22 protein-coding genes and 2 pseudogenes are annotated in these 22,711 nt (G+C 65.4%); 4 read left to right on the forward strand and 20 right to left on the reverse strand.

Annotated elements, in window-relative coordinates; genetic code table 11:
- Positions 1 to 28: 28 nt before the first annotated feature.
- The 9 genes from AC3ENX_RS09765 to AC3ENX_RS09805 form a co-directional block, all read right to left on the reverse strand.
- Positions 29 to 1,042 (reverse strand): sugar phosphate isomerase/epimerase family protein, encoded by a 1,014-nt coding sequence (locus tag AC3ENX_RS09765; RefSeq protein WP_434811690.1) that lies wholly within the window; start codon positions 1,040 to 1,042, stop codon positions 29 to 31.
- Positions 1,039 to 2,151: a Gfo/Idh/MocA family protein gene (locus tag AC3ENX_RS09770; protein ID WP_434811691.1), complete on the reverse strand. Its 1,113-nt coding sequence runs from the start codon at positions 2,149 to 2,151 to the stop codon at positions 1,039 to 1,041. Before AC3ENX_RS09770 ends, AC3ENX_RS09765 begins: the two co-directional genes overlap by 4 nt.
- Positions 2,151 to 3,122 (reverse strand): ABC transporter permease, encoded by a 972-nt coding sequence (locus AC3ENX_RS09775; RefSeq protein ID WP_434811692.1) that lies wholly within the window; start codon positions 3,120 to 3,122, stop codon positions 2,151 to 2,153. The genes AC3ENX_RS09770 and AC3ENX_RS09775 overlap by 1 nt, the downstream gene beginning before the upstream one ends.
- Positions 3,119 to 4,714 (reverse strand): sugar ABC transporter ATP-binding protein, encoded by a 1,596-nt coding sequence (locus AC3ENX_RS09780; protein WP_488184910.1) that lies wholly within the window; start codon positions 4,712 to 4,714, stop codon positions 3,119 to 3,121. Before AC3ENX_RS09780 ends, AC3ENX_RS09775 begins: the two co-directional genes overlap by 4 nt.
- Positions 4,650 to 5,822: a levoglucosan dehydrogenase gene (locus tag AC3ENX_RS09785; RefSeq protein WP_434811694.1), complete on the reverse strand. Its 1,173-nt coding sequence runs from the start codon at positions 5,820 to 5,822 to the stop codon at positions 4,650 to 4,652. Before AC3ENX_RS09785 ends, AC3ENX_RS09780 begins: the two co-directional genes overlap by 65 nt.
- Positions 5,823 to 5,911: 89 nt before the next feature.
- Positions 5,912 to 7,069 carry a substrate-binding domain-containing protein gene (locus AC3ENX_RS09790; protein ID WP_434811695.1) on the reverse strand — a complete coding sequence of 386 codons (1,158 nt, stop codon included), beginning with the start codon at positions 7,067 to 7,069 and terminating at the stop codon, positions 5,912 to 5,914.
- 33 nt (positions 7,070 to 7,102) lie between these two features.
- A complete protein-coding gene (locus AC3ENX_RS09795; protein WP_434811696.1) occupies positions 7,103 to 7,927 on the reverse strand; it encodes a sugar phosphate isomerase/epimerase family protein in 825 nt (274 codons plus the stop codon).
- Positions 7,928 to 8,293: 366 nt separating this feature from the next.
- Complete coding sequence (locus tag AC3ENX_RS09800) at positions 8,294 to 9,325, reverse strand: LacI family DNA-binding transcriptional regulator (RefSeq protein ID WP_434811710.1); 1,032 nt, start codon at positions 9,323 to 9,325, stop codon at positions 8,294 to 8,296.
- 261 nt (positions 9,326 to 9,586) lie between these two features.
- Positions 9,587 to 9,931, reverse strand: coding sequence for a DUF1304 domain-containing protein (locus tag AC3ENX_RS09805; protein WP_434811697.1), 345 nt, complete (start codon positions 9,929 to 9,931; stop codon positions 9,587 to 9,589).
- A 140-nt stretch (positions 9,932 to 10,071) separates the two neighbouring features.
- Between AC3ENX_RS09805 and AC3ENX_RS09810 the strand changes: the two genes are divergently transcribed.
- Positions 10,072 to 10,323, forward strand: coding sequence for a hypothetical protein (locus tag AC3ENX_RS09810; RefSeq protein WP_434811698.1), 252 nt, complete (start codon positions 10,072 to 10,074; stop codon positions 10,321 to 10,323).
- A 23-nt stretch (positions 10,324 to 10,346) separates the two neighbouring features.
- Here AC3ENX_RS09810 and AC3ENX_RS09815 read toward each other — a convergent pair whose 3' ends face one another.
- The 6 genes from AC3ENX_RS09815 to AC3ENX_RS09840 all read right to left on the reverse strand — a co-directional run bounded on the left by AC3ENX_RS09815 (position 10,347) and on the right by AC3ENX_RS09840 (position 16,768).
- Positions 10,347 to 11,471 (reverse strand): ROK family protein, encoded by a 1,125-nt coding sequence (locus AC3ENX_RS09815; RefSeq protein ID WP_434811699.1) that lies wholly within the window; start codon positions 11,469 to 11,471, stop codon positions 10,347 to 10,349.
- 233 nt (positions 11,472 to 11,704) lie between these two features.
- A complete protein-coding gene (locus AC3ENX_RS09820; protein ID WP_434811700.1) occupies positions 11,705 to 12,697 on the reverse strand; it encodes a Gfo/Idh/MocA family protein in 993 nt (330 codons plus the stop codon).
- Positions 12,698 to 12,743: 46 nt separating this feature from the next.
- The gene (locus tag AC3ENX_RS09825) at positions 12,744 to 13,613 is read right to left on the reverse strand and encodes a carbohydrate ABC transporter permease (RefSeq protein ID WP_434811701.1); all 870 of its coding nucleotides are present in this window, start codon (positions 13,611 to 13,613) and stop codon (positions 12,744 to 12,746) included.
- Positions 13,606 to 14,496 carry a carbohydrate ABC transporter permease gene (locus AC3ENX_RS09830; protein ID WP_434811702.1) on the reverse strand — a complete coding sequence of 297 codons (891 nt, stop codon included), beginning with the start codon at positions 14,494 to 14,496 and terminating at the stop codon, positions 13,606 to 13,608. Before AC3ENX_RS09830 ends, AC3ENX_RS09825 begins: the two co-directional genes overlap by 8 nt.
- Before the next feature lie 152 nt (positions 14,497 to 14,648).
- The gene (locus AC3ENX_RS09835) at positions 14,649 to 15,959 is read right to left on the reverse strand and encodes an ABC transporter substrate-binding protein (RefSeq protein ID WP_434811703.1); all 1,311 of its coding nucleotides are present in this window, start codon (positions 15,957 to 15,959) and stop codon (positions 14,649 to 14,651) included.
- On the reverse strand, positions 15,956 to 16,768 hold the full coding sequence (locus tag AC3ENX_RS09840; protein WP_434811704.1) for a phytanoyl-CoA dioxygenase family protein: 813 nt from the start codon (positions 16,766 to 16,768) through the stop codon (positions 15,956 to 15,958). Before AC3ENX_RS09840 ends, AC3ENX_RS09835 begins: the two co-directional genes overlap by 4 nt.
- 98 nt (positions 16,769 to 16,866) lie before the next feature.
- On the opposite strand from AC3ENX_RS09840, the gene AC3ENX_RS09845 reads away from it, so the two are divergent.
- Positions 16,867 to 17,184, forward strand: a complete 318-nt coding sequence (locus tag AC3ENX_RS09845) for an ArsR/SmtB family transcription factor (RefSeq protein WP_434811705.1) — start codon at positions 16,867 to 16,869, stop codon at positions 17,182 to 17,184.
- A 17-nt stretch (positions 17,185 to 17,201) separates the two neighbouring features.
- Here the strand turns inward: AC3ENX_RS09845 and AC3ENX_RS09850 are convergent.
- From AC3ENX_RS09850 to AC3ENX_RS09860, 3 genes and pseudogenes are all read right to left on the reverse strand, one after another.
- A pseudogene (locus AC3ENX_RS09850) lies at positions 17,202 to 17,626 on the reverse strand (SDR family NAD(P)-dependent oxidoreductase).
- A 137-nt stretch (positions 17,627 to 17,763) separates the two neighbouring features.
- Positions 17,764 to 18,221 (reverse strand): annotated as a pseudogene (locus AC3ENX_RS09855) (gluconokinase).
- 41 nt (positions 18,222 to 18,262) lie between these two features.
- A complete protein-coding gene (locus tag AC3ENX_RS09860; protein WP_434811711.1) occupies positions 18,263 to 18,439 on the reverse strand; it encodes a 5-deoxy-glucuronate isomerase in 177 nt (58 codons plus the stop codon).
- A gap of 14 nt (positions 18,440 to 18,453) precedes the next feature.
- Between AC3ENX_RS09860 and AC3ENX_RS09865 the strand changes: the two genes are divergently transcribed.
- Positions 18,454 to 18,693 (forward strand): TIR domain-containing protein, encoded by a 240-nt coding sequence (locus tag AC3ENX_RS09865; protein WP_434811706.1) that lies wholly within the window; start codon positions 18,454 to 18,456, stop codon positions 18,691 to 18,693.
- Positions 18,694 to 19,113: 420 nt separating this feature from the next.
- Here the strand turns inward: AC3ENX_RS09865 and AC3ENX_RS09870 are convergent, their stop codons facing one another.
- Complete coding sequence (locus AC3ENX_RS09870) at positions 19,114 to 20,364, reverse strand: IS256 family transposase (RefSeq protein ID WP_434811707.1); 1,251 nt, start codon at positions 20,362 to 20,364, stop codon at positions 19,114 to 19,116.
- Positions 20,365 to 20,469: 105 nt separating this feature from the next.
- Complete coding sequence (locus AC3ENX_RS09875) at positions 20,470 to 22,095, reverse strand: hypothetical protein (protein ID WP_434811713.1); 1,626 nt, start codon at positions 22,093 to 22,095, stop codon at positions 20,470 to 20,472.
- Here AC3ENX_RS09875 and AC3ENX_RS09880 point away from each other — a divergent pair.
- Positions 21,992 to 22,711, forward strand: a 720-nt coding sequence (locus AC3ENX_RS09880) for a helix-turn-helix domain-containing protein (protein WP_434811712.1), incomplete at its 3' end; no start/stop codon positions are given. The two genes, AC3ENX_RS09875 and AC3ENX_RS09880, sit on opposite strands and share 104 nt — an antisense overlap.

The following is a 22,711-nucleotide window of genomic DNA, read 5'->3' on the forward strand; positions in this document are numbered from 1 at the left end:
CAGTTCTGCAACGATCGCGCCGGCGCTCCTACTGGTTCGAGAACGCCGCATCGAAGGATTCGGTGGGGCGCGTCCAGAGCTTCGACCGCACGAACGTCACGGCTTCTGCGGCGCCGTGAAGTCGGTCCATGCCAGCGTCCTCCCACTCGATCGAGATCGGGCCGGTGTAGCCGATCGCGTCCAGGGCGCGGAAGGAGTCCTCCCAGGGCACGTCGCCATGCCCGGTCGAGACGAAGTCCCATCCGCGGCGGGGATCACCCCACGGTAGGTGCGAGCCCAGCACCCCGGCGCGGCCGTTGCGCGGCCGCATCCGGGTGTCCTTGCAGTCCACGTGGTAGATCCGGTCTTGGAAGTCCCAGATGAATCCGACGGGGTCGATGTTCTGCCACATCATGTGCGACGGATCCCAGTTGAACCCGAACGCCTCCCGGTGCCCGATCGCTTCCAGCGCTCGTACGCTGGACCAGTAGTCGTACGCGATCTCACTCGGGTGCACCTCGTGGGCGAACCGCACCCCCTCCGCGTCGAACACGTCGAGGATCGGGTTCCACCTGTCTGCGAAGTCCTCGAAGCCGGCCTCGATGACCTCTGCCGGCACCGGCGGGAACATCGCCAGGTACGGCCAGATCGACGAACCAGTGAACCCGACGACAGTGTCTATGCCAAGCTTTCTCGCCACGCGCGCGGACCGCTTCATGTCCTCGGCGGCGCGCTGCCGCACTCCTTCCGCGTCGCCGTCGCCCCACACGTAGCCGCGGAGAATCGCCTGGTGGCGGAAGTCGATCGGTGCATCGCACACCGCTTGACCGGCGAGGTGGTTCGAGATCGCGAACACTTTCAGCCCGTGACGCTCCAGGATTTCCAGCCGCGACGCGGCGTACGCGTCGTCCTCGTCGGCGCGCTGGAGATCCAGATGATCGCCGGATGCCGCGATCTCCAGTCCGTCGTATCCCCACGCTGCCGCCAGCCGGGCGACCTCCTCGAACGGCAGATCCGCCCACTGTCCCGTGAACAGGGTTACCGGGTGCGCGGAGCCCGTCACGATGCGCTCGATTCCGAATCGCGTTCTGCAGCCACATCGATCCAGCCGCCGGACTGAGCGGAGGCTATCACCGCGTCCGTGAGGCGGGCGGCGCGAGCACCGTCGGCAAAGGTCGGGAGGGCGTCGACGGCCTTCCCCTCGATGGTGCGATGAACGTCGCGCATGAAGAGGCTGAAGCAATCCTGGTAGCCCTGCGGATGGCCCGAGGGGACTGTCACGTATGAGGAGGCGACGTCCGCGGTGAGCGTCTCATACCCCTTCGGGAGCAGGACCACCTCGTTGGTGGAGCCGACCCACAGCTCGCTCGGGTTCTCCTGGTCGAACGTGTAGCTGTGGTCGGCGCCGTCCACCGACAGCCAGAGACGGTTCTTGCGTCCGGGGCTGGCCTGGGAGATCGCGACCGTGCCGTTGGCGCCGCGGTCGGTCTGGAACATCATCGTCGTGCCGTCTTCTGTGGAGACGGGCACGTCGCGTCCGTTCGATGTACGGGTGTCGTGCAGCCGGGACTGATGTGCGAGCAGGCGGACGATGCGATGCCCTGTCACGAACTCGAACAAGTCGCACCAGTGGACGCCAATATCGGCGAAGGCCCGCGACTCCCCGTCCTCTACCCGCCAGTTGTATGCGGACTGATCCGACAGCCAGTCCTGCAGGTAGTGCCCGTGAGCGAGCCAGATCCGCTCGCCTGAGGCGGCGATGCGCGCCCTCGCCTCACGGACGGTCGGGTAGAACCTATAGACGAAGGGCACCGCGTGGACCACGTCGGCGGCCTCGGCCGCCTTCTCCAGGCGCAGTGCGTCGTCCCCCGTCGTGGCCAACGGCTTCTCGCACACGACGTGCTTGCCGGCTGCAATGGCTGCGAAGGCGAGTTCCACGTGCTGGGAGTTAGGCGTGCAGATGTGGACGATGTCGACGTCTGGGTGGCGCACCAGTTCGGTGGGGGTGAGCGCGAGGGGGACGTTCGCCGCCGCCGCCGCGGACCGGGTATGCTCGACGTCCCGGCCGGCGTAGGCGACCACCTCACCCCCCGCCGAGCGCACTGCGCGGGTGTGGACGCCACCCATGAAGCCGGTTCCGATGATGCCGCTCTTGAGCGGCCGGGGAGCCATCACTTCTTCCTCGACAGGGCGACGGCCGCGATGATGATGGCGCCGCGCACGACCTGCTGCTGCGCCACATCCAGACCCGCCAGGATCAGGCCGTTGTTGACCAGGCCCATGAACAGTGAGCCGAACAGGGTTCCGATGATGGCACCCCGTCCGCCAAACAGGCTGGTTCCGCCGAGGATAACGGCGGCGATGACGGTGAGCTCGTCACCCTGTCCCCACTGGAACCGCCCTGACTCCAGCCGGCCGGCATAGAGCATTCCGGCAACCGCGGCCGCGATTCCGGAGATCAGGAGCACGGTGAACTTGATGCGGGCTGTGTTGATTCCGGTGTACGCCGCGGCGGTGGGGTTTCCGCCGGTGGCGAGCACCTTCCGGCCGAAGCCGGTCCGGTTCATCACGAGCCACCCGACGGCGACCGCAACGACTGTCCAGACGAGCAGACCGGGAACCGGGCCGAAGTCGCCGCCACCGAAGATCAGCACGTACAGACGGTCGCTGATCGGCTGCGGCGCGGACGCTGTGATCCACTGCGCGACACCCGCAGCAAGGCCGAGCATGCCGAGAGTGACAAGGAACGACGGGATCTTCAGAAGCGCCACGAGTCCGCCGTTGACCGCTCCGATCGCGGCTCCGGCGAGCAGGCCGGCGATGATGCCGGGCACCAGACCGAACTGGGCGGTCGTCATGGCGGTGACCACTGACGCGAGCCCTGCCACAGAACCGACGCTCAGGTCGATCTCCGCGGTCGCGATCACAAATGTCATCGCGACCGCCATGATCGAGATCGTTGCGGTCTGCCGCACGATGTTGAGCATGTTGTTCGGCGAGAGGAAGCCGTCGTTGCCCAGGAAGATGGCGAACAGGATGAGCACCACCGCGAAGGCGATGTAGATGATGTTGCTCCGCCAGTCCAGGTGGGTCAGGGCGCGGGAGACAAGGGATGGCCGTGTGGCCGTTGCAGGGCTGCTCATGCTGCCTCTCCTTGGATAATGAGTTGAAGCTGTTCTTCGCTCTCGACGTCGGCGCGGACGAGTTCGCGGTAGGACCGTCCCTGACGGATGACGACGATGCGGTCGGCGACCGCGAGAAGTTCGGGTAGTTCGGATGAGATGAACAGGACAGCGTTGCCCTGTGAGGCGAAGTCCCGCACGATGTCGAGGATCTCCGTCTTGGTTCCAATGTCCACGCCGGCCGTAGGCTCGTCCATGACCAGGATGCGCGGGTCGGTGTTGACCCATTTGGCCACGACCACCTTCTGCTGGTTGCCGCCCGAGAGCCGATTGACGGGCGCGTAAGGATCGGCGACTTTCACAGCGAAGCGGGCGACCAGCAGGTCGGTGAGCTCGCGCACTTTCCGAGGGGATAGGAGCGCTCCAGACTTCACCCGGTGAAGGACGGGCAGCGTGAGGTTGTCGGACACCGAGTGCTCGAGAACCAGTCCCTGATCGCGTCGGTCTTCGGGGATCAGGGCCACGCCGGCGCCCTGGGCAGCGAGAGGGTCGGGAAAGCGGACCGGTTTCCCATCGATGCTCAGCGACCCCTGGGTAGGCCGATCCAATCCCGCAACCACGCGTGCGAACTCGGTGCGTCCGCTCCCCATCAGGCCGGCAAGACCCACGATCTCGCCCGCGCGGATGGTCAGGCTCACGGATTCGAGGACGCTGCTGCTGGCGATGTCGTTGGCTTCCAGCAGGACCGGGGCGGCGGGGTCCACGCCTCGGTCCCGGTACACGAGTTCGGACGCGAGCCGGCGGCCGATGATGGCCTCGATGATCTCAGCGGCAGTTCGTTCCGCCACCGGAGAGGCGAGTACGACCCGACCATCGCGGAGTACGGTGATGCGGTCGGCCACGCGGCGGATCTCGTCCATCCGGTGAGAGATGTAGACGATGGCGATCCCGCGACTCTTCAAGGTGTGGATCAGCTCGAAGAGGTTCTCCACCTCGTGCTTGGCGAGACTGGCTGTCGGCTCGTCCATGACGAGGACGTTGGCGTTCTTTGCCAGCGCCTTCGCGATCTCGACCAGCTGCCAGTACGCGGTGCCGAGGTCCTCCACACGGACGCTGGGGTCAATGCGGACGCCGAGCTCGTCGAAGAGCTCCTTCGTTGTCCGCTCGGCAGCGCGGTCGTCGATCAGTCCCCCGACACCCTTGATCTCACGGTTGAGGAAGATGTTCTGAGCCACCGTCATCGAGGGGATGAGGCTGAACTCCTGGAAGACCATGCCGATGCCCGCTCGCTCCGCGTCGGCAGTGCTGCGGATATCGACGGGCTCGCCATCGACCTCGATGGTGCCCGAGGTGATGGGATGCACGCCCTGCAGCACCTTCATGAGCGTCGACTTCCCGGCGCCGTTCTCGCCGGCGAGGGCATGCACCTCCCCCGCAACGATGTCCATATCCACGGACTTCAGCACCTCGACCGGACCAAAGTTCTTGACGATCTGGCGCATACGGACCGCCGGGGCGACGGGGAGCACTTCCCCCATCCCAGGGGCTTTAGGCGACGACATCGGGCACCTTGACCCACTGGCCTGTGCGGCCGGACTCCAGGATCGCCTCATCGACGAGCGCGGTCTGGTAGCCGTCAGCGAAGTTGGGCTCGACAGTGCCGCCTTCGACCACGGCCTTCAAGAAGTCATGCGCCTCGATGATCTTCGTCTCGCCGTAGCCGACCCCCAGCGCCGGGATGGGCCAGAGCGAATCGCCGTAGGGCGTGTTCGGACCGGAGTACACCGTGCGGAAGCCGCGGCGGTCGGCGGGGTCGTTCTTGAAGGCCACCTGCAGCTCATCACGGTTCTCGTAGTTGAAGAAGAGGGAGCCTTCGGTTCCGTGGATCTCGAACGTGATGAAGTTGTTGCGCCCCCACGCGTTGCGCGTGGCTTCGATCGAACCCACCGCGCCGTTGCGGAAGCGGATCAGCGACATCGCCTCGTCATCGACATCGACTGCGCCGCGGGGTCCGTCGGCCTTCATGGAACCGCCCAGGGAGTCGAACCCGCTGGACTGCAACGGGCGGTCGGTGATGAACGTGGAAACCAGCGACGTGACCTCGGAGATGTCCCCGACGAGGTAGCGGGCGAGATCCACGACATGGGAGCCGATATCCCCGACGGCACCGGAGCCGGCGATGTCCTTCTGGAACCGCCAGCTCAGCGGGGAGTTCGGGTCGGCGCTCCAGTCCTGCAGGTATGTTCCTCGGAAGTTGAGGATCTCGCCGATGGCGCCCTCCTCGATGTACTTCTTGGCGAGCGCAACCGCCGGAGTGCGACGGTAGTTGAAGGCGACCGCGGTGACCACGCCTGCCTTCTTCGCCGCCTCATACATGCGACCTGCCTCTTCGGCCGTGGGGGCGAGCGGCTTCTCGCAGATGATGTGCTTGCCGGCCTCGGCCGCTGCGATGGCGATCTCGGCGTGCAGGTTGTTGGGGGTCGCGATGTCGATCACGTCGATGGACGGATCCTCGATGACATCGCGCCACGACGATGATGACGACTCCCACGAGTATCGCTCGGCAGCCGAGCGGGCGAGCTCATCGGTGACGTCGACGACGACCTTTTTCACCGGACGGGCAGGGGCAGGCCAGAAGAACATCGGCATCGCCGCGTAGGCGAGAGAGTGCGCCTTGCCCATGAATCCGCCGCCGATCATGGCGATGTTGAGGTCTTGCATGATTTCCTTTCGAGCGCGGGGTCCCGCGCGGTTGGGGGGCCTTGTGCCGGGTGGAGCCGATGTGTCGACTCCACCCGGGTGGTTTGGGGTCAGTCGACGTACGCGTCCGACACCGATGCGGGCGGATCAGTGTGGTACACGGTCTTCCACGCCTCGAGGACGTTGTCGTGGTCGACAGGCAGGGAGCTGAGAGCGACGTACGCGGGGACTTCCTGGCCCAGCATGCTCAACGCGGCGAGGTCTGCCTCGGCGACGCCCTGGTCGTAGGGTAGCTGAGCGCCCAGTCCGACGATCATCTGATTCTTGGCCAGTGCGATGGCGACGTTCGTGCCCAGATCCTCCGTGGCGATCTTGATGTCGGTGCGACCGGTCTCCCGGGCCGCAGCCATAACGCCCTCGGCTGGGACATCCCAGACGGCCCAGATGCCATCTAGGTCGGCGTTCTTGGTGAGCATCGCGTTGGCGACCCCTTGCGCGTCACCGGCGAAGTCCGGACCGGCGATCCCCTGCTCCTGGACGATCTCGATGTCCGGGAACTCCCCGGTGATGGTGTCCTTGAACCCCTCGTACCGCTGCTTCGTCACGAAGAAGTCGGCTTCGTGGTAGATGATGCCGATCTTGCCCTCGCCACCCAGCGAACGGGCGAGCAGGTATGCCGAAGTGACCCCGTTGCCGTAGTTGTCCGCTGACACCATGGAGACGTAGTCGGTCCCGGCCTGGAACCCGTCGGGAACGTTGTCCATGAACACCAGCTTCACGCCCTGGTCTGCGGCCTTCCGGTAGGCAGCGGCGGTGGCAACCGGGTCCGTGGGGATCGAGACGATGATGTCGGGGTTCTGCGTAAGGACGGTCTCGATCTGCGAGACCTGCGTTGCCGGGTCGAAGTCGGCGTCGGTGGTCGCGATGACCTCGATGCCGAGCCGTTCGAACTCGGCGTTCAGTCCGGCGATCTGCGCGTTAGCCCAGTCGTTGCCGCCGTAGTGCATCACGATCGCCGCCGTCAGCCCGAGGTCAGCGATCTCCGCCGCCTGCTCATCGGTCACCTTCGTGGCATCGACCGACTGCGGCTCCTCGCCATTCGGGCCGGTGCTGAGCACCTGGCCGGTGATGTCTGCCAGCGCGGCGTCGATCTCGGCTGCGATCTCCGGGTCGACCTCGGACGTGGTCTGCTCGCCGGCGGGGGTGCAGCCGGCCAGGGCGACAAGACCGATCGCGGCGGTCAGCGCGATTGCTACTCGAAATTTCATCTCTCATACTCCTTTGGATGGGACGGGGTGGGGTCAGTCGGGTTGGTGGATGTTGAGGAACTGCCGGCTGCGCTCCGCGGCCGCGGCCTGATCTCCCGGATAACCGTCCAGTTCGACGGTGATCCAGTCGTCGTATCCGACGAGTGCAACGGCGTCGATGATGCGGCGGAGGTCCAGATCGCCCGCCCCGAGCGGCAGGAACGCGTTGCTCGACAAGTCGACGTCTTTGAGGTGGACGTACTTCAGGCGCGCCGCGTAGCGGGTGATGAAGTCGACAGGGTCGCCGCCGCCGGCGGCGATATGCGCGACGTCGGCGCACACACCGATCGAGGTCGCCGTGAATAGAGCGTCGATCTGCTCGGGTGACTGCGCCAGGCTCCCCAGATGCGGGTGGTAGCTGACGATGAGCCCGGCCGCCTCCGCGCGCTCGGCGACCGTGTCGAGAAATGCGCCCGCCACCTCGAAGTCCGCAGCCCGCCGGCCGCTGGAGCGCACAGCCCCGCCGCCCAGAACGTAGTGGCGCGCGCCCGCAGCCGCAGCGAGGCGAATCGACCGATCGAAGCGCGCCAGCTCGTCCTCGTGCGCGTCGGGGTAGATCAGGTGACCGCCGCTGTACACCCCCGCCACCTCGAGCCCGGCGGCCTCCACGGCCCCCACAAAGTCGCTCATCGAGTCCTCGAACGGCAGCAGATTGCCGTCGAACAGCTCAACGCCGGTATAGCCGGCCGACGCGATCGCACGCAAGGTCTCACGAACGTCTCCGGGCGTCTCGTAGAACCCCGAGCCGACATCGGTGACGGCGCCAGCAGTCCCGACGACTCCTCCCCACGCGTTCGCCTCGTACGCAAGCTTCACCATTCTTACCTCTCTGTAAGCCCCGGCTCGCTACCATCGCAGGTTCCGTGATCGGTCACGGAAGGGGTTGGGCATCATCGTGACCGATCACGGAGGTATTTGTCAAGACCCCAGTTTGCTTTTCAAATTCCTCCGCGTGCTAGTGTTCGTTGCCTCAGGTTGGATGGCATCGCGACGATGCGAGTGCCTCGCTGCGCGACGCTGCGAAGCCGGTGATGCGAGAAGGCCGCGGGCGCCGCTGTATGGGCCGGAGTTGGTGATCAGGAAGCACGACTCCCCGAGGACGCCGCATCAGCGCGCCTGCATCGCGAAGAAGCCCGCGACCGCCAAACCCGCCCTCAGCAACACCTGTCCTGGCGGCGACTACCTTCAGCCGCGGTGTGCGCGTGCCGCGCTATGGCGGGGCACGAGCACCGGCCTGCTCGGCGCGCGGTCCACGTCGCGGCCTTCGATGGCACCGAGCAGCACCTCGATGCTCGCGTGAGCCAGAGCAGTGAAATCCTGCCGCACCGTCGTGAGCGGCGGCAGGAAGAACTCCGAACCCTCCACATCGTCGTACCCCACGACGCTCACATCTTCGGGAACGCGAATCCCGGATTCCGACAAGGCGCGGATGAGCCCGAGCGCGGTGTGGTCACTGGCGGCGAAGACGGCGCTGGGAACCGTCCCCTCCTCGACCAGCCGGAGACCCGTCCGGTAGGCCCATGCCGCACTCCAATCTCCTTCTAGGCACAATCCGGGTGCAAGGCCGGCATCACGCAGCGCACTCTTCCAACCGCGTTTGCGTACACGGCCATCGAACCAGTCCATGGACCCGGCGAAGTGCGCAATATCCGTATGACCCAGATCGATGAGGTGCTGGGTGGCCATCCGCGCACCCAGCTCCTGGTCCTCCGAGTAGGTGAAGAGATTCGGCGTCGAGGAGGCGCCGGCAGCGATCATCTCGACCGGAACATTGATCGCCGCCTTCAGAACTTCGGCAGCCGTGGAGAGCAGCGGCGCGATGACGATGATGCCGTCGACCCCGATCTCGTCGAGAATGTCCAGCGCCTTCGGAACCGAAGTACTGTAGGGCTCCTCGGCGGTGACCACCGTCGTGAAATAGCCCTTCTGCGTCGCGACCTTCTCCAGAGCCATGAGAGTCCCCACCGGTCCGAACCGAGGTGACCCGTCGGCGAGGATGCCTATGGCGGTCGACCGGCGCGTGGACAGCGCGGTGGCCGTCCTGCTACGGCGGTACCCGAGATCGCTGATGATCTGCTGGATCCGCTCACGCGTGGCGTCACTGACATCCGGGGCGTTGTTCAGCACCCTCGAAACGGTCTGGTAGGAAACACCGGCAACCTGGGCGACGTCGGTGATGTTCGGCCTGCGCGGCCGCGACGGAGACGCAGATGTCATCTTTGTATCCTTTCGTCTCGCTGGCGCTTCCACTTCACGCCCTTCCTCCTGCCACCTGCCGAGCTGCCCTGCGACTGCTGCACGGATAGCCGACAGGGTGTCGTCACGCGGCGCATGCGACGGTCGTGTTCATGATGGACGTGAACGCGATGGGGGTCAAACGCCCGAGTGAAGCGCCCTGAGTCTGGTGGAGACTCGCGCTCTTTGATTCCCGCCAGCTCGGTGGTCGTGGTTTGGCCAGCATAGAACGTCTGCTCGAACTCAGCGGCGCAGTGCGCCGAGCAGGGCGATGACCGCGAACGCCGGGATGACGCCCTGCTTGAGCGCGGCGCTGCGCTTGTCAGGGCTGGAGACGAACAGCACGAGTGTGGCCGCGACCATCGATCCGGCTCCGGCGAAGATCAGTGCGGCGCCGACCGCGGTGGATCCGGTGGCTGACAGCACGATGCTGACGCCTGCGACGATCGCCAGGAAGAGGTTGTAGAAGCCCTGATTGAAGGCCATCTCCTTCGTCGCCGCGGCTTCTTGCGCACTCGTGCCGAAGGTGGCGCGCGTGCGAGCCGACGTCCAGGTGATGGACTCCATGACGAAGATGTAGACGTGCAAGCGCGGCTGCTGTCTCGATGACGACCGTAACGTCGTCGGGCCGGATGCGCGGGAGGCCCCGCCCTGTCCCGGGCGTGATCGCACCCTTGAGGAGCGCCGCATCGACTTCTAGAATCCCCGATCGAAAGGAGCGATCCGAGATGGATGGACCAGAACTTCTGGCGGCACGACTTCTCCGGGCGATGGTCGCCGACGACGTCGACGCCGTCAGTCACCTCGTCATCGAGATCGAAGACAGCGGTTACGCCGGCCTGGTGGCGACAAGGCTCGCGCAGTCGTACATCACCGAGATGCTGAAGACAGCGAGACGCGGACCCCTCCTGCGCGCACTCGAAGCGCGAATCCTCGAATTGAGTACCGTCGCCAGCGAGACGAACGAGAGCTCAGCCTGACAGCAGGTCCGCCGAAGACGCGCCTACGGGCGGGCGACCGACACTTCGTCTTTGCCTGCTTCGGCGAGATGGGGAAGCTCGAGAACCGCCAGGCCCGCTCCGACTGCAGGGGCGTAGTTGCCCGAAGCCAGTCCGGTGGGCCGCACGGCGAACGGGCTGCGTACTCCCGCCTGCCGGATCCGGTCGGCCATCTTCTGCATGGACTCGAGGTAGACCTCTTCCATTCCCGCGAACGTGTCTCCGGCCAGGATTATCAGGTCCAGGTCCAGGATGGTGGCCATCGTCGCAGCGGCGGAGGCGATGTAGTCGGCGACCGTCAGAACGTGCTCGACCGCGAACGGGTGCCCGCTCCTCGCCGCAGCGTAGACCAATTCCATGTCCGAGGGAGCGAGCGGGCCGCTCTCGCTGACCCCGATCAGAGGATCGTGCTGCTCCTGGTCATACCTGCGAACCGCCTCGATCACGGCGCGCGGGGAACCGTACAGCTCAAGGCATCCTCTGCTGCCGCAGAAGCAGACCGGCCCGCTCACGTCCATGGAGACGTGGGCGACGGCGCCTGCGAACGAATTGCTCCCGAGCACGAGCTGCCCATCGAGGAAGATTCCCGATCCCACACCGGATTCGCCCATGTAGATGCACGCGAAGTTGCCGGAAGATCGCGTGTCCAGGCTGAGGCCGTACTCGCCCATCGCGACCGCGTTCGCGTCGTTCAGCATGAGCACCGGCAGATTCAGCGTGTTCCCGATGACGGTCGGGACCGAGTCATCGAGCCACTGGTCGGCGTAGGGGCCAGGAGGACGCTCATAGACAGACCGGTCTTGGGGACCCGGGCCGGCTACCCCTACGCCGAGCAGATCATCGCGGTCGATCGAGTGCCGCGCTGTGATCTCCGCCGTCGCGGACGACAGCGTCGAGGCGAGTTCGTCGACCGTGCGGAACGGGCCATCCGGGGTCATCGTGCCGAGAACGCGACCGGCGAAGTCGAGAATGGCCAGCCTCACATGGTGAAGGTCCACCGACACGCCCAGGGCGTAACCATGGTCGCCGCGGATCCTGAGGAGGGTCCGCGGCTTTCCCCCGGTGTTCCCCGAACTTCCCGCCTCCTCGATGAGCCCGTCGAGGAGGAGAGACCGGGCGATGTTGGTCATCGCCGCGACGGTGAGACCGGTGGCCGCCGCCAGCTCCACTCTGCTAAGCGCCCCGTGGGCACGGATGAGACGCAACACGAGGTCACGGCTCGCAATCGGCGGCCTGCGCTGGCTTCGCACGTCGTCGTCCCTCCCAGTCCGAGTTGCCCGAGGGAATGGCTGCCTGGGCACCGTCTGACTGACTGGAAAGTCTATCGGCCGGACCAGTTCGTCCTAAGAGCGGCACCCAGCCTTCATCGCGGGACCGGGTCGATCACCCCTACCGTGCTCCGTTCACGCTCTGAGTCGTAGGCGGCCGAAACCAGGCTCACCAGCCTGATCGACTCGGATCGGTTCCATTCGTAGCCCGCGCCGTCGTCGATCGCCGCGAAGAAGTGCGACAGCGGTGATTCCTTCGGCTCCCGCATGCGATGGCGCACCCAGTCCTCAGCGCCGGTCTTGACGTACACACCTCCGTCGCGAGAATCCACCATCGCGGTTCCCCGTGTTCCGTGCACCTCCACCCACCTCGCGTCGTTCGGGGCGGAGGACAGACTGGTCTCCAGGACGCTGAAGGCGCCTCCCGCGTATTCGAGAATCACCACCGCGTTGTCCTCGACGCCTACTCCCGCGAGATCGGAAGTCCTGCAGGTCACGGTCTCGGGGTAGCTGCCGTGCAGCAACTGGCTCAGGTACAGACCATGAACCCCCAAATCGATCACCGCTCCCCCACCGGCCTCCGAGGGGGAGAAGAATCCGCTGGGGAGCCATCCCTCGACCGCACCCGCATGCTGATACCGGATCCGGGAGGACGTGAGGGTGCCGAGGATGCCGGCATCGATGATGGCGCCCATCGTGGGGACCCACGGCTCCGAGAGACGCTGGAAAGACACCTGGAGAACTCGATCACAGCGTTCGGCGAGCGTCTCCAGGTGGATGGCATCGTCGGTGGAAATGGCGAGCACCTTCTCGGTGAAGACATGCTTCCCGGCCTCGAGGGCCCGGGAGATGATCTCGACGTGTTCACTCGTCGCCGTGTCGACCACGATGACGTCGACACGATCGTCGAGGAGAAGTGTCTCGAGGTCGGGGACGACGGGCAGGCCGAGCGGCTCCGCGAAACGTGCGGCTGCCGCAGCATCCGCGTCCCACACCCCGATGATCTTCGCGTCGTCCCGTTCGAGGATCTCACCCACATAGTCAGCGACATGGACATGCCAGACGCCGACGATTCCGACTCCGTGCATCATCGATTCCTTTCCGAGTCCGGATGACTCGACATGAAGAGGACACTCATCCCTTGACGGCGCCCGTGCTCAGTCCGTCGACGACCCACTTGCGCAGGGCGATCACCAGCAGGAAGACCGGGAACAGCGCCACGATCGAGGCCGCGAAGATCGTGCCGAAGGGGAGTTGGAAGGCCCCTCCGAACAGCGCGATACCGACCGGCGCGGTCTGGTACTGCGCATTCGCGTTGAAGCTCAGGGCCATCAGGAACTCCTGCCAGCACGACACGAACGTCAGCACCGCCGCGACGAAGATGCCGGGCAACGCCTGCGGCACGATGATCTGCACGATCGTGCGGACCGTGGACGCGCCGTCGACCTCCGCAGCCTCCTCCATCTGTTGTGAGATCGGCAGGAGGGAGTTCCGTACGACCCAGATAGCCAGAGGCAGCCCGAAGGCGACGTACGGCACGATCAGCGCTTGGTAGCTGTTGAGCCAGCCCATCTCCCGCAAGATCACGTAGAGCGGAGGGATGACAGCGACGATCGGGAAGACGGAGATGATCAGCAGGCCGGTCAGGATCCTGGCACTGCCCCGGATGTTCGTGCGAGACAGACCGTAGGCGGCCGGCACCCCGAGGCAGACGACGATCACCGTGCTCAACACCGAGACGATGAGGCTGTTCGCGAGGAAGGCTCCGAAGTCGCCGTCGACGAACGCGGCTTGGAAGTTCGCCAAGGTCGGGGGGATCGGCAAGAGCGACGGCGGATAGGCGCCGAGTTCGCTCACGGGCTTGAATGCCGAGACCGTCAGCCACACCACGGGTGCCAGGAAGACAGCTCCGATGAGGGCCCCGATGATGTCGGCGGCCCGCAGCCGGGGACGGGTCTGCGACGGCCGTGCCTTCGCCTGGGTACGTCGAACAGTGTTATCCATGTGACTCATCCACCTTGAAAGCCCGAAGGAAGACGACTGCGAACAGAGCAACCGTCAGCGTCATCAGGAAGGCGATGGCCGCGCCGTACCCGATGTTGAGGTCCTGGAAAAGCGCGTTGTAGGCCAGCATCGCGATGGACTGCGTGGAGGTGCCGGGACCCCCGTTGGTGAGGACGAAGGGCAGATCAAACAGGCCGAACGCCTGCAGCACTCGAAAGACGACAGCGGTGATGATCGACTGACGCAGGAGCGGGATGGTGATCTGCCCGAGTATTCGCGCCGGCCCTGCCCCGTCGAGTTTCGCGGCTGAATACAGTTCCTTGTCGATCGACCGCAGTCCGCCGAAAAGTATCAGCGCCACGAAGGGCACGGTCTTCCAGGTGTCGGCGACGAGAAGAGCGACGAACGCCCCCACCGGACTCGCGAGGAACGTCACAGGTTCGGAGATGACCCCGATCAGCTCCAGCAGGTAGTTCGCGATGCCGTAGACCCCGTTGAAGATGTAGGACCACAGCTGCGCCGAGACGACGGTGATCATCGCCCAGGGCACCAGCAACATCGCCAGCGTGATTCCGGCCCACCGGGTCATCCGGTCGATCACCAGAGCGACAGCGAGCCCGAGAGCGATCTGCACCGTGACGCTGACAACGGTGTAGGTCCCCGTGAAGAGGAATGCCTGCCACAGCGCCGGCGTCTCGATCGCGTTCATGTAGTTCGCCAGACCGACGAACTCGAAGTCGAAGCCCTCCACCCCCGGTCTGACCGTGGAGAGGCTGAGGAATACGGAGAATGCGATCGGAACCAGCGTGACGAGCGCCACAACGGCGATAGCTGGGGCGGTCAGGAGAGCCCCCGTGCGCCGCGCGCGGTCGCTGCGAGTCATACGAGTCCGGCGGGGTTGGAACCCCGTTTCATGGAAAGTGGTGGTGCGAAGGCTCAATTGATCCCCATCGTTCAACAAGTTTTGTCGCTGGTGCGGATGCGCGCACCCGGCCTGACCTGTCGCCAGCCCGGGTGCGCGCCCGCTCGACCCGATCAGTCTCCGGAGTGACGGCCGGAGTTCAGAGCGCGGTCGACTTCCTCTTGCGCCGTTGCGAGCGCGTCTTCGACGCTCGCGTTACCCGTCAGTGCGGCGTTGATGTTCTGGAACACCGCTCGCGAGACTTCGGAGTAGGCGGGCGTACCCACGGGGCGCCCCACCAGCTGCAGCTCCGCGAGGACCGTGCCCACGGGGCCGACCTGCTCTTGAGCTTCGGGAGTCTGGGCGTCGAGGTTGGCCGGCAGCACCTTCCCGACCGACGCGAAGAGGCTCTGCGCCTCGGTGTCGGTCAACCAGTCGAGGAACGCCGCCGCCTCCTCCACGTGCTCGGAGTGGGGGTTGATGTACATGCCCCCGCCTCCGTTGGTGGATGCGCCGGGGTATGGCTGTCCGTCGAAGGTCGGTAGCGGCGCCATCCCCACCTTGCCCACCACCTGCGACTGAGCAGGGTCCTGGGTGATGGCCCACGCGTAAGACCAGTTCCTCATGAACAATGCGTTCCCGGCCGTGAACTCGTTGAGGGTTTCGGGCTCCTGGAAGGTGACCGTCGCCTCCGGGCTCACTCCGCTGGAGATCGTCTCCTTCAGGAAGTCGAGGGCCCGCTCCGACTCCGCCGTGTCGAGGGTTCCTGCGTCGAAGTCAGCGGTGGTGATGCTTCCGCCGGCGTCGGCGACCAGCTCGTTCCACACGCAGGTGAGGCCCTCGTAGCCGGCGCCCTGCCAGGTGTAGCCGGTCTTCACCGCCCCGCTCTCCTGAATGGCCTTCGAGGTCTCCATCAGCTCTTCCCAGGTCTCGGGAACGGGCAATCCCGCTTCTTCGAGCAGGTCCTCGCGGTAGTACAGGAACGCCGCCTCGGTCCATGACGGCACGCTGTACGACTGGCCCTCGTACTGGGCGAACTGAATCGACCCGGGCGAGAATCGGTCCCAGAAGCTCTCCGGGAAGACCTCGGTGAGGTTGACGGCGAGACCGGCTTCCGCGAACTGAGCGGGCCAGGTGATGTCTCCCTCATACACGTCCGGGGTAGACGAACCGCTGCCGATCTGGGTGGACAGCGTGCCTCTGACGGTGTCGACGTTGGTGGGTCCGACGGTCAGTTTCACCTCGATGTCGGACTGGCTCTTGTTGAAAGCGGCGACGAGGTCGGGCCAGATGTTCGTCGAGTTCAGCGGCTGCACGTACCACTCGAGCGTCACACGGTCGGCATTCCCGCCGCTTCCGCCGGCGCAGGCGGTCAGGGAGAGCGCGACTCCGGCGGCGAGTGCCACGGCGACCGGCCGCCGCAGCCTCCCGTAGGCAGACCTCATCGCAGCACCGCCTTGCGGAAGACCTGCTTGACCTCGGCGGGGAGTTCCTGGAACTCGTTCTCGTCGATCTCGACCACGCCGTGGTTGTACCACGGACGGTTGTAGACCATCGCCATCATCGGCCGGGGCTCGTTGGATCGATTCGGCGTCCCACGATGCCACATGCGGATGTCGCGGATCACAACGGAGCCGGCCGGCGTGATCACCTGCTGGGGGAGCATCTCCTCTTCGGTGAACTTGCCCACGGGGGAATTCCGAAGCTCCTCGATGCGCGTGAAGTCGGGCACGGGAATCACCGCGGGGTCGCCCACGAGATGGGTGCCGAAGGGCCAGATCTCCGTCGGCCCGTTGTCGGGACGGAAGTCGACCAGCGGAATGTTCACGACGTAGCAGAAGGGGGGAAGGCTGATGTTGTCGGAGGGGAACAGCGGCTCGACGTCGGAGTGAGCCTGCTGATACTGCGAGCCCGAGAGCGCCGTGTCCGAGGCGAAGAACGAGCACACCACGTCGTCGCCGAGGATCGACTTGATGACCTGCAGCAGGAGCGGGTTCGCGACGAGTGTCGTGCTGGCGAACGGGGCTTCGAAGGGCAGAGGCATGCCGTACCGGCTGGCGCCGCGGTTGGGATCCGTCTGGGCGATGTAGTCCGACAGCAGTTCGTGGAAGCGGCTCTTGAGCTCCTCCAGTTGCGCCTCACCGAAGACGTTCTCGATGACGACGTAACCCTTGATCTTCAGGTTCAACTGGGCCAGGAGCAGGTTCTCGGGGTCCAACTGACCGTTTTCCCACTCTGTGGTTGTCACCTTCATCTAGTACCTCCTTGTCTAGGGCGACGAGCGACTGCGCGTCGTCTGAAGCCTTTATACACTTGCTTTACTTACTCGTCAAATGATGCAAAACTGACGGCGTGGAAGGTGAACGTGTCATGTGCGGGGAGTACGCCGAGGCCAGGTATGCGGCCCATCTCGCCCGGTTGTTCGTGCCCCTCGGGGATACCGGGAACCTGCGAGTGCTACTCGCGCTCGGGGACGATGAAGTGTCCGTGAATCATCTGGCCGACGTTCTCGAACTCGCTCCGCACGACGTGCAGAAGTGTCTCGACGACTTCGAGGAGCTCGACCTGGTGCGCGGAACCCTATACGGGCGGGTACGCCTCTTCCGTATGAAGGACGCACGACTCCGCGATCTGCTTTTCGGACGACTCGGCGCGCTCACGAAGGCCTGAGTCGAGCGCGGCGGAGATCACGGCACCGGCCGCACCGCGTCCGAGAGGAACGTCGCCGCACCCGACAGGAACTGGCCGCCGTCGACGCCGAACTCGGCGCCCGTGACGTAGGCGGCGGCATCCGACAGGAGGAAGGCGACCACGCCGGCGACGTCCTCGGGCTCGCCACCCCGGTGAAGGGGGATGACCGCCATGTTGGCGTGGCGGAAGGCAGCGGGTGCGCTCGCGGTCATCTCGGTGCGGATGTACCGGGATGGACGATGTTCACGCGGATGCCTCGGGGACCGAGCTCTGTCACACAGGCGTGGGTCAGTCCTCGCAACGCCCACTTGCTGGTCGTGTACGCAGCCGTGTAGTGCCCGGTGAGTCCGGCAGCGGACCCGATGTTGACGATGGACGAACCCGCTCGCATGAACGGCAGCAGCGCCTGAGTGCCGAGCATCGCGCCGGTCACATTGACCGCGAGCACCCGATCCCACTCGGAGCGCTCCACAGACGGCTATGAAGGCCCGAGGTTCATCCGGATCGCGTGACGTGGGAGACGGACTTCACTGCGACGGCGCCGGACTCCGTCGCCCCTCAGCCGAGGGCGCGGGCAGCGACCTCGACGATCGACTCGGGAGAGTCGGCGATCGTGAAGACGAGGGCGTGCTCGTCGGGAGCGGGCGGTTCGAGTGTCGCCAGCTGCGACTCCAGGAGCGCCGCCGGCATGAAGTGACCGACCCGGTGCGCGACCCGCGACGAGAGGAGCGCCGCGGGACCGTCGAGATGCACGAACGCGACGTCGGGGCGAACTCGCGGAGCCGGTCACGATAGACCCGCCGCAGTGCGGAGCAGGCGACGACCACGGGCCCGCGCGAGCACCGCGCCGACCGCGTCAAGCCACGGCCACCGGTCCTCGTCCCGCAGGGGGTCCCGGCCGCCATCAGCGGGACGTTGGCGGGCGGGTGCAGGCCGTCGGCGTCGACGAACGAAAGCTGCAGCGTCGCGGCGAGCGCCTCGCCGATCGTCGACTTCCCTGACCCTGACACCCCCATCACCACAACGGATCGGAGCGGGGCAGCCGTCTCATCCGAGGTCACAGCAGCCTTTCGTCGACCGGGAGGTCGGGCCAGAGCTCGCGCACCCACGCCTGGCCGGGATCGTCGGTGACCTTCCACGCTCGCCGGTGCGGCCCGGCCATCGCGTTCAGCTGGTACAGGGCGTGGCCTGGGGCGGCGAGCACGGGGCCGTGCCACCCGAAGGGCACGAGGATCGTGTCTTCTCGATGTGGAAGACGACAAACCGCGAGCTAGGCAGAACGTCGTGTTCGAGTTGGGATTCTTCATCGGCTTGATTGGACGTAGCCGTGTTGCAGTCCTCTACGACGAGGGGGTGGAGCTACCGAGCGACATTACCGGTCTCGTCTACATCCCCCTGGATTCAGCTGGCGCCTGGAAGGGCAAGCTCGCGGCCGAAATGAGCCACGCACAGATTGACGTCGACTGGACGGCCATCGGACGCAGCTAAATCGAACAGGCCAATTACCGACCCCACGCGTGCCCGACGAAAACCCGCACTCATCTCACGGACCGCACGTCGCGGGATCGTTCCAGATAAGCAGGTGCTGCAGGACACTCGAGCAGCCGACATCGGCCACGAGCGTGGTTACAGTAGCAACGGCCAGAGAGGCGATCGCGACCCACAGCGCCCACCGCCCGACCTTGAACGCATCAGCAGATGCACCCAACGAGGCGACGGTCGAAAGGATGTCCCTGTAGTCGCTGTCGGCCTCGGTAAGACGTGTGATCTGCCGATCTAGCCGCTTCCTAATTGACTCGTCGAGCCTCACAGGCTTGCTTTTGCGATCTCCACGAGCCCGGCGCCACGTCTTCCGCTGAGGTCAAGTCCCGAGTAGTGGTGTAGCGCTGTGTCCTTCGATTTGATGGTTCAGGCGGTGAGCTCGAGGGTGCTGTCGGTGTTCACCTCCTCCGTGACGGTGTTGTCGACGAGGGTCAGGCGGGACTTCGCGAGGATCTCGAGGCCGAGGTAGCGGCGGCCTTCGGCCCACTCGTCGGTGATCTCGGCGAGGACGGCGCCGACGAGGCGGATGATCGCGTCCCGGTTGGGGAAGATCCCGACGGAGTCAGTGCGGCGACGGATCTCCCGGTTGAGGCGCTCGTTGGGGTTGTTGGACCAGATCTGCTGCCAGAGGCCCTCGGGGAACCCGGTGAACGCGAGGATGTCCGCCCTCGCGTTGTCGAGGTGCTCGTGCGCGTCGGGGAGCTTCCCGTCGACGTAGTCCAGCAGCCGGTCGAACTGGGCGTGCACCGACTTCGCGTCGGGCTGGTCGTAGACCGAGTGCAGCATCGCTTTGACCGCGGGCCACATGGTCTTCGGCGTCACCGACATCAGGTTGGCCGCGTAGTGGGTGCGGCAGCGCTGCCAGACCGCGCCGGGCAGATTCGCCGCGATGGCCTCCACCAGCCCGGCGTGCGCGTCGGAGGTGACCAGGCGGACCCCGCCGAGGCCGCGGGCGACGAGGTCGGCGAAGAACGAGTTCCATGCAGCGCCCGTTTCGCTGGTCGCGACACGGAGCCCGAGGACCTCGCGGCGCCCGTCGCCGTTCACGCCGGTCGCGACCAGCACCACGGCGTTGATGACGCGGCCGCCCTCACGGACCTTCATGGTGAGCGCGTCAGCGGCGACGAACGTGAACGGACCGGCGTCGTCGAGCGGGCGGTGTCGGAACTGGTCGACGTGCTCGTCGAGGTCGGCCGCCATCCGCGACACCTGCGACTTCGACAGCGAGTGGATCCCGAGGGTCTTGACCAGCTTGTCCATGCGACGCGTGCTCACGCCGGCGAGGTAGCAGTCCGCAACGACGGTGATCAGCGCGGTCTCGGCGCGTTTGCGACGCTCGAGCAGCCATTCCGGGAAGTACGTCCCCTGCCGGAGCTTCGGGATCGCGACGTCGATCGTCCCAACCCGGGTATCGAGGTCGCGGTGCCGGTACCCGTTGCGCTGGGTCGTGCGGTCGGGGCTTCGCTGCCCCCATTCGGCGCCGACGACCGCGTCCGCGTCGGCGGACAGCAGCGCGTTGATCATGGTCTGCAGCAGACTGCGCATCAGATCCGGCGACGCATCCGCCAGGGCTTCGCCGAGCAGGCCGGCAGGGTCGACAATATGAGGAGCGGTCATCGTGATGACTCCATTCGAGTGAGAAGTAGAGAGCTTTCTCGAAGGATCACACGGTGACCGCGCTCACGTCATGAACGACGAGCCGGGCCACCGTGCGCTACACCACTATGCGGGACTCAACTTCCGCTGACGCGATTCATGAATCCTAAAGTCCGAAATCACCACTGGGCCATGCGACTGCCAGAACTCATTCACGTCGCGGTGAATGGACGTGATGTTGAGACTGAGCGTCAGGAAACTTCGCCGAAGGTTGCGGAGCGCGCGACCTCTGAACTTCCCATGGCGTGTGCTCGCACGGTCTCGAAGCCGGGCATACCTCGCGTCTGCGTTACCCAGGTACTCGACGATCGCCAGCATCGGGAGGAGTTCGTAGAAGTTATCGACCTTGTGGCCCACCGCGGCTACTGTGCCTCCAAACAATTCTCGCTCCCTTTCGAACCCGGCAGCGACTGTCGCGGTGTTGCCCCACAGAGTCCATGTTGGGTCGTCCGCCAGAATGTCACGTCCCCGCCGGTCCGGTTGCGACAGGATCAATCCGGGCAGGGATTTGGCTTTGATCTCTTCGAAGTCGTGAATGTCGATCCCGACGGCGCGGTACACGTCCATTTGGTTCGCTCTTGCGAACCGCACGTCCCGTTCATTCCCCTCCGCGAAAACAACAGTGGTGGGATCGAATTCGTCTAGAAGCAGCAGTTCCAACACCAACTGCTGCTCGTTATTCGCCGCGAATGACCCGGGCAGCTTCCCAGCCAGCCAATCACGTGCCTCCGTGCGGAGCATTCGCCGTTGAGCCTGAATCCGCCGGATTGCCGCGTACTTCCGGTCGAGTGGGATCAATCGACCGTTCTCCCAAACAAGCATGGGCTCATGGGCGGCGTGCCAAACAGCGTCGAGCGATTTCCTCGCTTCGTCGGTGGGCGTGAAGTAGGCGACTGCCGCCGTCAGCCCCTGGCCGATCTGGACGGCGCGAATCTCGACCATGTCGAAGGACTCGGGAAGCCGCATCTTGTGGGCATGGAACGAGTAGAACCGATTTGACTTTGGAGGAAGCACGTCCGCCAGACGCCACCACCTGGAGCCCCATTGCGAGCGCGAGCGTTCGAGGGTTGCGAGATTGTCAGATTCGTGTGGTGGTACTGCCCTTGGTTTGCTCCAACCGTTGCGCTTCATCGCACGCTCAAGCGCTGGCAACTCGGTGGGCGGGAACAACTCGACGACCCACAGTCCGCCGACCCGGACGTGCTCATCAGGCGGAACGAGCAGGTTCTCCAGAACAGAGTCCCGGCCCATTACCTTGTGCCGCTCATGTTCGTTGAATTGAAGAAGATCATTTAGACGGTCATTGAGCCATGTGCGCACCGAATTCGGGAACAGCCTCCGTCTCCAGCCGAACAGCAACCATGACAGGAAACGGTAGGGGTAGTCGTACCAGCGATAGCCCTCACCGGCCTCAGGGATCAGGTCGAATACGCGCTCAATCTCTGGACTGATCGGTAAGTCGGACTCCCTAGGTGTGATGTCCATGGACGTTGTTTCGGCGACACGTCCGTGAGCTACTGACTGGCGAAGGCCTCCGGTTGTGAAGTGGAGCTGTTCAAGGAACCGCTTCACGAACCAGGAGGCCTTCGTGTCCCACGCTAACGCTGCTCCGACTCCGCGCGCTCGTCTTCGGCTGGCGCGCCTGATCGTCGATGACGGCTGGCCGCCGTCCGTTGCGGCGAAGATGTTCATGGTCTCGACCGTCACGGCCCGGAAGTGGGCGGCCCGGTTCCGCGCCGAGGGCGTGTCAGGGATGCAGGACCGGTCTAGTCGTCCGCGCTCAATGCCGTCGAAGACGCCGTTGCCCGTCGTCAAGCGGATCGTCAAAGCGCGCTGGCGGCGCCGGCTCGGGCCCGCCCAGATCGCCGGCGAGCTCGGCCTGGCGCCATCGACCGTTCACGCCGTTCTGGTGCGCTGCCGGATCAACCGGCTGTCGCGGATCGACCGGGTCACCGGGGAACCGATCCGACGCTACGAGCACGACCATCCCGGCTCGCTGATCCACGTCGACGTCACCAAGTTCGGCAACATCCCCGACGGCGGCGGACACCGCTTCCTCGGCCGCGCGCAAGGCACCCGGAACCGGCACGCGATGAACGGCGTGAACCGTAACGAAGACCATCAGCCACGGCTCGGGATCGGCCACCTCCACACCGTCGTCGACGACCACTCCCGCGTCGCCTACGTCGAGATGCACGCCGACGAACGATCCGACACCGCGATCGCTGTCCTGCGCCGCGCGGTCGCTTGGTTCGCTGAAAGGGGCGTCACCGTCGAGCGAGTGTTGTCCGACAACGGCCCCGCCTAC

The sequence above is a fragment of the Microbacterium sp. bgisy189 genome (genome assembly GCF_057707225.1).